Source organism: Mesorhizobium sp. B4-1-4 (assembly GCF_006439395.2).
In the GTDB taxonomy this organism is placed as follows: domain Bacteria; phylum Pseudomonadota; class Alphaproteobacteria; order Rhizobiales; family Rhizobiaceae; genus Mesorhizobium.
On the sequence record NZ_CP083950.1, the window covers coordinates 2,282,291 to 2,295,429 of the forward strand.

The 13,139-nt window shown below is 64.0% G+C and carries 10 protein-coding genes; 4 read left to right on the forward strand and 6 right to left on the reverse strand.

Annotated elements, in window-relative coordinates; translation table 11 throughout:
- Positions 1-60: 60 nt before the first annotated feature.
- From FJW03_RS11110 to FJW03_RS11125, 4 genes are read left to right on the forward strand one after another with little or no spacing between them, the layout of a single operon-like run.
- Positions 61-2,514 (forward strand): GcvT family protein, encoded by a 2,454-nt coding sequence (locus FJW03_RS11110; RefSeq protein ID WP_140765833.1) that lies wholly within the window; start codon positions 61-63, stop codon positions 2,512-2,514.
- Positions 2,511-3,416 (forward strand): homocysteine S-methyltransferase family protein, encoded by a 906-nt coding sequence (locus tag FJW03_RS11115; protein ID WP_140612358.1) that lies wholly within the window; start codon positions 2,511-2,513, stop codon positions 3,414-3,416. Before FJW03_RS11110 ends, FJW03_RS11115 begins: the two co-directional genes overlap by 4 nt.
- The gene (locus FJW03_RS11120; RefSeq protein WP_140612360.1) at positions 3,409-4,590 is read left to right on the forward strand and encodes a pyridoxal phosphate-dependent aminotransferase; all 1,182 of its coding nucleotides are present in this window, start codon (positions 3,409-3,411) and stop codon (positions 4,588-4,590) included. Before FJW03_RS11115 ends, FJW03_RS11120 begins: the two co-directional genes overlap by 8 nt.
- Positions 4,587-7,046 (forward strand): GcvT family protein, encoded by a 2,460-nt coding sequence (locus tag FJW03_RS11125; RefSeq protein WP_140765835.1) that lies wholly within the window; start codon positions 4,587-4,589, stop codon positions 7,044-7,046. Before FJW03_RS11120 ends, FJW03_RS11125 begins: the two co-directional genes overlap by 4 nt.
- Positions 7,047-7,194: 148 nt before the next feature.
- Here FJW03_RS11125 and FJW03_RS11130 read toward each other — a convergent pair whose 3' ends face one another.
- The 6 genes from FJW03_RS11130 to FJW03_RS11155 form a co-directional block, all read right to left on the reverse strand.
- Complete coding sequence (locus tag FJW03_RS11130) at positions 7,195-7,782, reverse strand: NAD(P)H-dependent oxidoreductase (RefSeq protein WP_140765837.1); 588 nt, start codon at positions 7,780-7,782, stop codon at positions 7,195-7,197.
- Positions 7,782-8,363, reverse strand: coding sequence for an NAD(P)H-dependent oxidoreductase (locus FJW03_RS11135; RefSeq protein WP_140765839.1), 582 nt, complete (start codon positions 8,361-8,363; stop codon positions 7,782-7,784). Before FJW03_RS11135 ends, FJW03_RS11130 begins: the two co-directional genes overlap by 1 nt.
- A gap of 205 nt (positions 8,364-8,568) precedes the next feature.
- On the reverse strand, positions 8,569-9,972 hold the full coding sequence (locus tag FJW03_RS11140; RefSeq protein WP_140765886.1) for an FAD-binding oxidoreductase: 1,404 nt from the start codon (positions 9,970-9,972) through the stop codon (positions 8,569-8,571).
- Complete coding sequence (locus FJW03_RS11145; protein WP_140765841.1) at positions 9,972-11,285, reverse strand: cytosine deaminase; 1,314 nt, start codon at positions 11,283-11,285, stop codon at positions 9,972-9,974. The genes FJW03_RS11140 and FJW03_RS11145 overlap by 1 nt, the downstream gene beginning before the upstream one ends.
- 178 nt (positions 11,286-11,463) lie before the next feature.
- Complete coding sequence (locus FJW03_RS11150; protein ID WP_140765843.1) at positions 11,464-12,315, reverse strand: ABC transporter permease; 852 nt, start codon at positions 12,313-12,315, stop codon at positions 11,464-11,466.
- Positions 12,302-13,132 (reverse strand): ABC transporter ATP-binding protein, encoded by an 831-nt coding sequence (locus FJW03_RS11155; RefSeq protein ID WP_140765845.1) that lies wholly within the window; start codon positions 13,130-13,132, stop codon positions 12,302-12,304. Before FJW03_RS11155 ends, FJW03_RS11150 begins: the two co-directional genes overlap by 14 nt.
- Positions 13,133-13,139: the final 7 nt, after the last annotated feature.

Consider the following 13,139-nt stretch of genomic DNA (forward strand, 5'->3'; position numbering starts at 1 on the left):
CGACGACATGCATCAAAACAAAAGCAGAAGCGCAGCGCGCTTGAAGTTTGGGAGAAGAACATGGCGGGTTTGCCGAGCACGGCGCGCGTGGTGATCATCGGAGGTGGCGTTGTCGGCACCTCGGCGCTCTATCATCTGGCCAAGGCAGGCTGGACCGACTGCGTGCTTCTGGAAAAGAACGAGCTGACGTCAGGCTCGACCTGGCATGCCGCCGGCAATGTTCCGACCTTCTCCTCGTCCTGGTCGCTGATGAACATGCAGCGCTATTCGACCGAGCTTTACCGGGGCCTTGCCGAGGCGGTCGACTATCCCATGAACTATCACGTCACCGGTTCGCTGCGCCTCGCCCACTCGAAGGAGCGCATGCAGGAATTCCAGCGCGCCAAGGGCATGGGCCGTTACCAGGGCATGGACATCGGCGTGGTCGGCGTCGACGAGATCAAACGCCGCTATCCCTTTATCGAGACGCACGACCTTGAAGGCGCGCTCTACGACCCGAGCGACGGCGATATCGACCCGGCGCAGTTGACCCAGGCGCTGGCCAAGGGCGCGCGCGACATGGGCGCCAGGATCATCCGCTTCTGCCCCGTGATCGGCGTGCGCCGTGAGAAGGACGAATGGGTGGTCACCACACCGCAAGGCGATATCCGTTGCGAGATCGTCGTCAATGCCGCCGGCTACCGCGCCGCCGAAGTCGGCAGGATGTTCGGCCGCGAAGTGCCGATGATGGTGATGAGCCATCAATATATCCTGTTCGAGGAAATCCCCGAACTGGCGGCATGGTCGAAGGAACAAGGCAAAAAACTGCCGCTGCTGCGCGACGTCGACACCTCATACTACTTGCGCCAGGAAAAGGGCGGCATGAATCTCGGCCCCTATGAGCGCAATTGCCGCGCGCACTGGGCCACCCACAACGATCCGATGCCGGAGGATTTTTCCTTCCAGCTCTTCCCCGACGATCTCGACCGGCTGGAACACTACCTGGCCGATGCCGTCGCCCGCGTGCCGATCCTCGGCACCACCGGCCTGTCCAAGGTCATCAACGGGCCGATCCCCTATGCGCCGGACGGCAATCCGCTGATCGGCCCGATGCCTGGCGTCCCCAATGCCTTCGAGGCCTGCGTCTTCACCTTCGGCATTGCCCAAGGCGGCGGCGCCGGCAAGGTGCTGGCCGAATGGGTCACGCAAGGCCAGACGGAGTGGGACATGTGGTCGTGCGATCCGCGCCGCTTCACCTCTTTTGCTGCTGCACCGGACTACTGCGTCGCCAAGGGCATGGAAATCTACGGCAACGAATACGCCATCCAGTTCCCGCGCCATGCCTGGCCGGAAGGGCGCGACCGCAAGCTGTCGCCGATCCATGATCGCACCAAGGCGCTCGGCGGCCGCTTCGACGCCTATAATGGCTGGGAACGCGCCACCTGGTACGCGCAGGACGGCGACGATATCTCCGAGGAAGCGACCCTGACCTTCCGCCGCGACGGGCCCTGGCAGCACCGCGTGCGCGAAGAGTGCCTGGCCGTGCGTGACGCCGCCGGCATCCTCGACCTGCCCGGCTTCTCGCGCTTCAATCTTGAGGGCCCGGGCGCCGCCGAATGGCTGAGCCTGCAGGTCACTGGCCTGGTGCCGAAGCCCGGCCGCATCGGGCTCGTCTACCTCGCCGACGACAAGGGGCGCATCGTCACCGAAATGTCCGTCGTGCGCCATGGCGAGGATCAGATGACGCTGATCACCGCGGCGGTCGCACAATGGCACGATTTCGAATGGCTGAAGTTGCGCATGCCAGCGGATGCGGCCTTCACGCTGACCGACCGCACCGAGGAGTATTCGACCCAGATCCTCGCCGGCCCCAATTCGCGAAAAATCCTCGCCGAGGTCTGCGACGCCGATCTCACTTTGCCATGGCTGACGCATCAGAAAACGACAATAGCCGGCCACTGGGCGAGGCTCGTGCGCGTCTCCTTTGCCGGCGAGCTCGGTTGGGAAATCCACACCAGGGTCGGTGACACAGCTGCCGTCTTTGACGCCATCTGGGCCGCAGGCCAGAAACACGGTCTTAAGCCGTTTGGCATGTACGCGCTGGATTCGCTACGGCTCGAAAAAGGCTACCGCACCTGGAAGGGCGATCTGTCGACCGACTATTCGATCCTGCAGGGTGGGCTGGAGCGTTTCGTCAAATGGGAAAAGCCCGCCTTCCGTGGCAAAACGGCGCTGCAGAACGAGAAACAGCAAGGCGTGAAGAAACGCTTCGTCACGCTGGTGGTGGAAAACCCCGGCGATTGCGACGCGCCCTACATGTCGACGCTCTGGCATGGCGGCCACATCGTTGGTGAAACGACGTCAGGCGGCTGGGGCCATCGCATCGACAAGTCCATAGCGCTCGGCATGCTGCGCGCCGACCTGACCGAGCCGGGCACCTCTGTCGAGATCGAAATCTTCGGCGACCGGTTCAAGGCTGTCGTGCAGAAGGACGAGCCGTTGTGGGATCCGAAGAACGAGAGGCTGCGCGCATGAAGCGGGTCATCCTCACCGATGGCGGAATGGGCCAGGAACTGGTGCGGCGCAGCAAGTCGGAGCCGACGCCGCTGTGGTCGGCCAGGGTTCTTATCGACGAACCCGATCTGGTGCGCGGCCTGCATGCCGAGTTCATCCGCGCCGGTGCCCGCGTCATTACCATAAACACCTATTCGGCGACGCCCGAACGTCTGGCGCGCGAAGGCGCGGAGGACCTGTTCAAACCGTTGCAGAAGCGCGGCATCGACCTGGCCAGGCAAGCGCGCGACGAGGCTGGCGACACGGCGATCGCCGGTTGCCTGTCGCCGCTTTTTGGCAGCTACGCGCCGGCACTGACCATTTCCTACCAGGACACGCTCGACATCTACCGCCGTATCGTCGCCGAGCAGGCGAATGGCGTCGACCTGTTCCTTTGCGAAACCATGGCGTCCGCCGAGGAAGCGCGCGCGGCCGTCACTGCGGCGTCGGAAAGCGGCAAGCAGGTATGGGTATCGTGGACGCTTGCCGACCACGGTGAGCCCCGGTTGCGCAGCGGCGAGACGATTGCCGCCGCGGCAAACGCCCTCGGTGGTTTGCCGGTGGCCGCTCGGCTGCTGAACTGTTGCCGCCCGGAGGCAATCGCGGCGGCCCTGCCTGAGCTGATCGAACTTGGCGGCCCGGTTGGCGCCTATGCCAATGGCTTCACCTCGATCGAGGCATTGCAACATGGCGGCACCGTCGACGTGCTGCACGCGCGTCACGACCTCGATCCGGAGGCCTATGCCGATCAGGCGATGGGCTGGGTCGAAGCCGGCGCCCAGATCGTCGGCGGCTGCTGCGAGGTCGGGCCGGGCCACATTGCCGCGCTGCGCGACCGGCTGGAAGAGACAGGGTGTAAGATTTCGGGAGTAACAAATGCCTAGACCATCATCGCGCATTTCCGGCATCGTGCCTTCGGGCAAGGATGGCTGGGAGGTTCATTTCGCCGCCTGGGCCCGCAAGGAAGCCGGCGAAGACATCATCATGCTGTCGGTCGGCGACCATGATTTCGACACGCCTTCGCAGACGATCGAGGCCTGCGTGGCGGCGGTTCGCGGCAGCAACCATCACTACACGCCGCTGCCCGGTCTGCCCCGCCTGCGCAAGGCGATGGCCGCGGCCTCCACCGCATGCACCGGCATTGAAACAACGCCGGATCAGGTCATCGCCACGCCCGGTGGCCAGGCGGCACTTTACGCGGCCGTGCAGGCAGTGCTCGACCAGGGCGACCACGCTATCGTGGTGGCGCCCTACTACGCCACCTATCCCAACACGTTCAGCGCCGCCGGTGCCAGTTTCACCGTCGTCGAAACACCGGCCGAGGACGGTTTCCAGCCGCGTGCCGACATGATCCGCGCGGCATTGCGGCCGAACACCCGCGCCATCCTGATCAACACCCCGAACAACCCGACAGGTGCGGTCTATTCGCGCGAACGGCTGGAACAACTGGCCGAAATCTGCAGGGAGCATGACCTCTGGCTGCTGTCGGATGAGGTCTACTGGACGCTGGGCGGCGGCGAGCATGTCTCGCCGCGTTCGCTGCCCGGCATGGCCGAACGCACGCTGGTCATCAATTCCATGTCCAAGAGCCACGGCATGACCGGCTGGCGCATGGGCTGGCTGACGGGTCCGGAAGCGATGATCGCGCTGCTCATCAACCTCAATCTGGTGACCACGTACGGCCTGCCAGCCTTCATCTCGATCGCCTGCGCCGAGGCACTGGAAAACCATTATGGCGTCAGTGACATCGCCGAACGCTATGCGGCCCGCCGCACCGTCTTGCTCGACGCCTTGCGCGGCACGAACGATGTGACCGTGCGCGGTTCCGAGGGCGGCATGTATGTCATGCTCGATATCTCCGATGTCGAACCCGACGATGAGAAATTCGCCTTCGCCCTGCTCGACAAGGAGAAAGTCGGCGTGATGCCGGGCTCCAGCTTCGGCGAGGCCGCCGCCGGCCACATCCGCATCAGCCTGTGCCAGCCGGAGCCGGTGCTCAAAGAGGCGGCACTGCGGCTGCGCCGTTTTGCTTTCACCTATCGCCGCGAGGCCGCATGAATACCCCTTCCCCCAAATCCATCCCCGCCAAAGCCCGCGCCGTCATCATCGGCGGCGGCGTGTCCGGCTGCTCGGTCGCCTATCACCTGGCCAAGCTCGGCTGGACCGATATCGTGTTGCTCGAGCGCAAGCAGTTGACATCGGGCACGACGTGGCACGCCGCCGGCCTGATCGGCCAGTTGCGCGGTTCGCAGAACATGACCAGGCTGGCGAAATACTCGGCCGATCTCTACGTCAAGCTGGAAGCCGAGACCGAGGTCGGCACCGGCATGCGCCAGGTCGGCTCGATCACCGTGGCGCTGACCGAGGAGCGCAAGCACGAAATCTACCGGCAGGCCTCGCTCGCCCGCGCCTTCGATGTCGACGTGCGCGAGATCTCGCCCAGCGAAGTCAAGGAGATATATCCGCATCTCAATGTCTCCGACGTCGTAGGCGCCGTGCATCTGCCGCTCGACGGCCAGTGCGACCCCGCCAACATCGCGATGGCTTTGGCCAAGGGTGCCCGCCAGCGCGGCGCCACCATCGTCGAGAACGTGAAGGTCACCAAGGTCCACACGAAGGCGGGCCGCGTTGCCGGCGTGTCCTGGGCACGCGGCGAAGACCAAGGCACGATCGAGGCCGACATCGTCATCAACTGCGCCGGCATGTGGGCGCGCGAGCTTGGCGCGCAAAACGGCGTGAACATCCCGCTGCATGCCTGCGAGCACTTTTATCTCGTCACCGAGCCGATCCCCGGGTTGAGCCGCTTGCCGGTCCTGCGCGTGCCGGACGAGTGCGCCTACTATAAGGAAGATGCCGGCAAGATGATGCTCGGCGCCTTCGAACCGGTGGCCAAGCCGTGGGGCATGAACGGCATCCGCGAGGATTTCTGCTTCGACCAGTTGCCCGAGGACATGGATCATTTCGAACCCATCCTCGAAATGGGCGTCAACCGCATGCCGATGCTGGCCACCGCCGGCATCCACACCTTCTTCAACGGCCCCGAAAGTTTCACGCCCGACGACCGCTACTATCTCGGCGAAGCGCCGGAACTGCGGGGCTACTGGATGGCGACCGGCTACAATTCGATCGGCATCGTCTCCTCCGGTGGCGCCGGCATGGCTCTGGCGCAGTGGATCAACGATGGCGAAGCGCCCTTCGACCTGTGGGAAGTCGATATCCGCCGCACCCAGCCATTCCAGAAGAACCGCCGCTATCTCAAGGAGCGCGTCTCGGAAACACTCGGCCTGCTCTACGCCGATCATTTCCCCTACCGTCAGATGGCGACGTCGCGTGGTGTGCGCCGCTCGCCCTTGCATGAGCATCTGAAGGCACGTGGCGCCGTGTTCGGCGAGGTCGCCGGCTGGGAGCGCGCCAACTGGTTCGCCCGGGAGGGACAGGAGCGCGAATACCGCTATTCCTGGAAGCGGCAGAACTGGTTCGACAACCAGCGCGAGGAACATCTGGCCGTCCGCAACAAGGTCGGCCTGTTCGACATGACCTCGTTCGGCAAGATCCGCGTCGAGGGCCGCGACGCCTGCTCCTTCCTGCAGAAACTGTGCGCCAACGACATGGACGTCGCGCCGGGCAAGATCGTCTACACGCAGATGCTCAACCAGCGTGGCGGGATCGAGAGCGACCTTACCGTGTCGCGCCTGTCGGATACAGCCTACTTCCTCGTCGTCCCCGGCGCCACGCTGCAGCGCGATCTGGCCTGGCTGCGCCGGCATATCGGCGAGGCGTTCGTCGTCATTACCGATGTAACCGCTGCCGAAAGCGTGCTCTGCGTCATGGGCCCGGATGCGCGAAACCTGATCCAGAAGGTCAGCCCCAACGACTTCTCCAACGAAGCCCACCCGTTCGGCACCTTCCAGGAGATCGAGATCGGCATGGGTCTGGCCCGCGCCCACCGCGTCACCTATGTCGGCGAGCTCGGCTGGGAACTCTATGTCTCGACCGACCAGGCGGCTCATGTCTTCGAGGCGATCGAGCAGGCTGGTGCCGATGTCGGGCTGAAACTCTGCGGCCTTCACACGCTGGATTCCTGCCGCATCGAAAAGGCCTTCCGCCATTTCGGCCACGACATCACCGACGAGGACAATGTGCTGGAGGCAGGCCTCGGCTTCGCGGTGAAGACGGGTAAGGGCGACTTCATCGGCCGCGATGCGGTGCTGAAGAAAAAGGAAGCCGGATTGGCCCGCCGGCTGGTGCAGTTCCGCCTGAAAGACCCGCAACCGCTGCTCTTCCACAACGAGGCGATCCTGCGCGACGGCAAGATCGTCGGCCCAGTTACATCAGGCAATTACGGCCACCATCTCGGCGGTGCGATCGGGCTGGGTTATGTGCCGTGCCATGGCGAGAGCGAGGCGGATGTACTGGCCTCGAACTACGAGATCGAGATCGCCGGCGAGCGTTTTGCGGCGGAAGCGTCACTGAAGCCGATGTATGATCCGAAGGCGGAGCGGGTGAAGATGTAGCTCCTTCTTCCTTCTCCCCGTTTTACGGGGAGAAGGTGGCCCGAAGGGCCGGATGAGGGGCGGCGCCGGAGTCTGATCAGTTCGCGCTGCCCCTCATCTGCCTGCCGGCATCTTCTCCCCGTCAAACGGGGAGAAGGGCGCTAATCATTCAAAACCTCTCCAGCCTCATCCGCACCTTCGCCAGGAACGCAGCCCGTGTCCGCGGCGTCGAGGCATCCATCAGATAGTGTGCCAGGAAGAATGTCCGGCAGCGCGTCGCACATAGCGCCCGCATTCCGCGCAGCAGGGTCTTGCGCCCCGGTTGGCCGACGACGACGCTCCACCAGGTCGGTGCGCCGCAGGTGGTGATGACGCCGACCTTGGTGACATGCGTCATCAGCGACTTGATCCCGCCCTTGCCGGCCGGCAGCTTGAAGGCGATGTCGGTGGCCCACACCCGGTCGAGCCAGCCCTTCAGCATCGCCGGCAGCCCGTACCACCAGGTCGGATAGACGAACAGGATCGCCTCGGCCCAGTTGAGCAGTTCGAAATGTGGCTTCAGCGCCGGGTCCTGGGGCGCCCGCTCATTATAGCTGCGCCGCTCCTCGCAGCCCATCACCGGGTCGAATTTTTCCGCATAGAGGTCGAGCAGCCGCACCTCCCAGCCTCTGCGCCTCAGAACGTCCAAGGCGGTGTCGCGGATTGCGGCGCAAAAACTTTCCGGCACCGGATGGCAGTAGACGACGAGGACCCGCATCAGAACGCATCCATGCTCGCCGCAACCTTCGTCATGAAGGCCTTCCGCGTCTGGTCGGTCGACAGATTCATCGTGTAATGCGCGAGGTAGGTCACCGGTGCGCCGGGCCTTACCGTTGCGCGCAGCATGCGCTTGATCAATTTGCGCGGCGGATCGCCCATCAAGATGGCGCGGAACCGGCTGCCGCCATAGGTGGTGACAGCGGCGACCTTCTTGATGTTGTGCAGCGAAGGCTGCACCTTGCCATCGACCAGCTTGAACGACACGCCGGGCAGGAAGACGCGATCGAAGAAGCCCTTCAGGATCGCCGGGAAGCCGTAGTTCCAAACCGGGTAGGAAAGCACCAGCGCATCGGCCCGCAACAGGCGCTCGACATAGGGCGCAACAGCGTCCCCGGGACCGCGCTGGTTGTGATAGTCCAGCCTCTCCTTGCGGGTCAGCCTCGGGTCGAAATCCTCGGCGTAGAGGTCACAGTCGTCGACCGAATGGCCCGCCGCCCTCAGCCGCTCGACGATCACACGGTGCAGGCCGCCATTGAAGCTGGTCTCGACCGGATGGGCAAAGAGGACGAGGATATTCACTGGAGAAGATCCCGCAGGTCACCGCGAGGCACCCCCCTCTGCCCTACCGGGCATCTCCCCCTCAAGGGGGGAGATTGGCAGTTTCGACGCTTCCCTTCCGTTCTGGCATTGGTGATTGGCGAAAGCCGAGGCGACAGTTGATCTCCCCCCTTGAGGGGGAGATGGCCGGCAGGCCAGAGGGGGGTGGACGCGCGCGAACCTCTCCTCATCCCACCCTCTGCAGCCCCTTGAACAAAAAAGTCCGGCCCGAACGATAGTCGTAGTCCGGGTTTTCCCAGGCGATCATCTTGCCAGGGTTGAGCAGGCCTTGCGGATCGGTCTCGCGCTTGAAGGTGAGTTGCACCGCATCCGTCTGCTTCATCCCGCCCTCCTCCAGCGTATAGCGATGCGGGTTGAAGATCGGGCAGCCATTCTCCTCATGCAGCCGTATGATCTCATCGAGCCTCGCCTCGGTGGTGAACTTGACCAGCGGCAGGCCGAAACAGGTGATGTTGCCGTCCAGCCGCACGAATTCGAGATGCGAAAAGACTTCGCCAGGAAACATCGCGTCCATCTTCTCGACCAGCGCCAGCTGGTTGGGAAAGGGATAGAGCGATTGCAGATAGGTGATGTCGGGGTCGACCCGCAGCGCCCTCAGCGTCGTATGGTTCCAGGCCAGCTCATAGGCCGGCGGCAGGCCCTTCTTCTCGTCCGGCGTTGCGACGGCGGCGTTGAAGATCACGTCGCCGCCGGCCCGCCGGGTGAAGGCAAGGAAAGCATCCAGCCCATGCCGCGCCACCATCACGACGCAGATGCTTTGCCCTTCCCTGAAAAACTTCTGGTGCCGTTTGAAATAGAGCTGCGGCACGGGCGCCGATATCGGCGTGATCAGCTTGGTCAGGATGCCATCCTGGCGGGCGAGCGCATTGCCGTAGCGCGCCGCGCCCATGAAAGTGTCGAAGCCGACGATGACATCGACCCACTCATAGGCCGCGGTCAGCGGCATCTCGACTTCCGAGATGATGCCGTTGGTGCCGTAGGCATGGGTCACCTTGTGCAGATCCTCGCCGGTGAGTTCGAGCACTTTCGGCTCGGCCTCCATCGTCACCACGCGCAGCCGCAGCACATTGCCGAAATCGCGCAACCCGCCGAAATTGATCGAGCCGACGCCGCCCGAACCGCCGGCGATGAAGCCGCCGATCGAGGCGGTGTTGTAGGTGGAGGGCGACAACCGCAGCTCCTGCCCGGAATGCGCGCGCGCTGCCTTGTCGATATCGGCCAGGATGGCGCCCGGCCCGGTCACCACGCGCCCCGGCGCGATCGACCTGATCTCGTTCATTTCGGCGAGGTTCAGCACCACGCCGCCCGAAAGCGGCATCGCCTGCCCATAATTGCCGGTGCCGCTGCCGCGCGGCGTCACCGGCACGCCATACCGATGACAGGCGGCCAGCACGCGGATCAGTTCGGTCTCGTTCTTCGGCGTCACGATCAGGTCGCCGGTGACATGGTCGAGCTGCTGTTTCAGTACCGGGCTGTACCAATAGAAGTCGCGGCTCTTCTGCTGGACGATGGCCGGATTGTCGTCGAGTTTGATCCCGTCGAGATCGCTTTTGAGCGCCGAAACGTCCATCATTCCACCATCAGTTCGTCGAGTTCGGCATAGTCGGGCAATTGCCGGTCGATCACGCGCCCGGCGCGCACGACGATGCGATCCGATTCGGGCCGGGACAGCAATTCCGTCCAGCTCCGACCCTTGAACAGGATGAAATCGGCATCGCCGCCGGCGGCAAGCGTGCCGAAGCCATCGAGCCGCATCACGCTCGCCGGCGTCGCGGTGACCGCTTGCGGCCAATCGGCGACCGGATGGTCGAAATGCAGGATGCGCGTCGCCATGCGGTAGACCTCTAGCATGTCGAGATCGCCATAGGCATAGAAGGGATCGCGCGTGTTATCGGAAGCTACGGCGACCGGAATACCCCTCGCCCTCATCTCGTGCAGCAACGTCACGCCACGCCAGCGTGGTGTCGTGTGGTCGGTCCGCCGGTCCTGCAGATAGAGATTGCACATCGGCAGCGACACCACCGCCAATCCGGCCTTCGCCACCTTGTCCAGCGTGTCCAGCACCTCGAGGTCGGGCTGACGCGCCAGCGAGCAGCAATGACCGACGAGGATCTTGCCTGCGAAGCCGTTCCAGAGTGCGGCCTCGGCGATCTTCTTCAGCGAGATGGCCGCGACGTCGTCGGTCTCATCGGCGTGGAAGTCCAAGTCGAGCCCATGCTCGATCGCTTGCGCGAAGACATGGTCGAGCAGCTCTTCCAGATCCGGCACCATATAGGTGACGACGCCGAGCACGCCCTTGGCGGCGGCAACCCGTTTCGCCAGCCTGTCGAACCATTTCCTGTCCCGCACGCCCTCGATGCCGAGCAGGCAGGCGCCCTGCAATTCGATACGGCCGCGCCATGTCTCACGCATCATCTCAAACACCGGCCAGGAGATTTCCTCCTGCGGTGCGACGCTGTCGAGATGGGTGCGCAGCGCCCTGGTGCCATGCGCGTAGGCGGAACGCAGCGAAAAATCCATGCGCTTGGCAAGATCCTCGGCGCTCCAGCGCGCGACGCGATCGGCGCCGGCGGCATTCAACGCGCCCGTGAAAGTGCCGTCGGGATTGGGTTTTCGAGGCCAGATATGGCCCTTGTCGATATGGGTATGGCAGTCGACGAAACAGGGCAACACGATACGCCCGCCAAGATCGACCGCGTCGACCGGCGCCGTTGCGCGGTCACGCGCTTCGATGCTGGAAATCCTGCCGTCGGCGACGCTGATGTCGGCAAGCGCAAAGCCATCGCTGTCGAAGGTTGCAGCTAGGCCTGGTGTCAGGGACGCATGAAGTCGGGCGTTGGCGAGTACGAACTGGCTGGATACTGGGATAGTCGCCGAGGTCATCGCTGCCCCTCATCCGCCTGCCGGCACCTTCTCCCCGTATAGAGACGGGGAGAAGGGAGAAGCTCCCGCGCTGACGCCCCCCTCTCCCGGTCTCTATACGGGGAGAGGGTAAGGGTGAGGGGCAGCGCCGACATTGGAATAAGCGAGCAGCCGCCACGGCACGTAAAATACAACAACGTTATCGCTCCTGCTTCAGTGCGCTCTCATGCCAGCGCCGCAGAATGAGATGCGAAATCAGGGACAGCACCAGGAAGATCAGGATTCCCGTTAGCGAAATCAGGAACAGCGCCGCGAACAGCCTTGGCGCGTTGAGCCGGTAGCCGGCCTCGATGATGCGCGAGGCAAGCCCAGACGACTGACCGGTGGCGCCGGCGACGAACTCGGCCACCACGGCGCCGATCAGCGACAGGCCGCCGGCGATCTTCAGGCCGCCGAGAAAATACGGCATCGCCGCCGGCAGCCTGAGGTAGCGCAGTTGCTGCCAGCGCGTCGCGCCGTTGAGCTTGAACAAATCGCGCAGATTACGGTCGACCGAGTTGAGGCCAAGCGTGGTGTTGGACAGAATCGGGAAGAAGGCGACGATCCAGGCGCACAGCAGAAGCTTGGTCGTCTGGTTGTCGACATAGATGTTGATCAGCGGAAAGATCGCCACGATCGGCGTCACCTGCAGCACGATGGCAAACGGGAAGAACGACATCTCCACCCATTTCGATTGCGCGAACAAAACCGCCAGCCCGACGCCGCCAACAACGGCCAAAAGCAGGCTGAGGAAGGTGATGCGCAAGGTGACCAGCAGTGCCGAGAACAGCAGGCCGGCATCGTTGTAGAGCGTCCACAGCACCACGCCGGGACGCGGCAGGATATATTGCGGGATCGCGTTCCACACGCAGATGCGATCCCACAGCCAGATGGCCAGGATCATGATCGCCAGCGGCAGCACCCAGCGGCCGATCCGCTCGAACCGTTCCTGGCGCACCCGGCGCGCCTCCTCGGGGTCGAGCTTGAGCACCCGCTCGTCAATGGCCGTCATGATGCGGGCCCGCCGTTGAGTTGATGGCATTGACCAGCACGTCCGAGGCCTGCCGGCAAAGGGATGCATAATCTGGCGAGGTGCGAAACACCTCATCGCGCGGATAGGATGCCTCGATCGCAAGTTCGTCGAAGACCCTGCCCGGCCGCGCCGCCATGACGACCACCCGATTGGAGAGAAACACGCTCTCGAAAACGCTGTGGGTGACGAAGACGACGGTAAAGCGCTCGTCCTGCCACAGTTCCAGCAGGTCGTTGTTGAGCTTGAAGCGGGTGATCTCGTCGAGCGCGGCGAAGGGCTCGTCCATCAACAGCACGCGCGGCCTGGTCACCATGGCGCGCGCGATCGAGACCCGCATCTTCATGCCGCCGGACAGTTCGCGCGGCACCGCATCCTCGAAACCGGTCAGGTGGACCCGTGCCAGCATCTCCGTTATCGCCGGAGCAGCCTTGGCACGGGAGATGCCTTTCAGCCTGAGCGGCAGCCAGACATTGTCGAAGACGCTGGCCCAGGGCAGCAGCGTCGGTTCCTGGAAGACGAAGCCGATATTGGCGCGATCGAGCGAACCGCCGCCGCGCCAGTCAAGCACGCCGGAGGTCGGCGTCGAGAGGCCGGCGATCAGCCGCAGCGCCGTCGATTTGCCGCAGCCGGACGGCCCGAGCAGGCTGAGGAAATCCCCTTCCCGGATTGTCAGATCGACATCGCTCAGCGCCGTCACGCCGTTGGAAAAGACCTTGCCGACGCCGCGCAATGCCAGCAATGCCGGAGCGACGTCCGACGCGTTCGCGGGCGCTTGCGCCACCTTTTCCCTTATCATGCCGGAC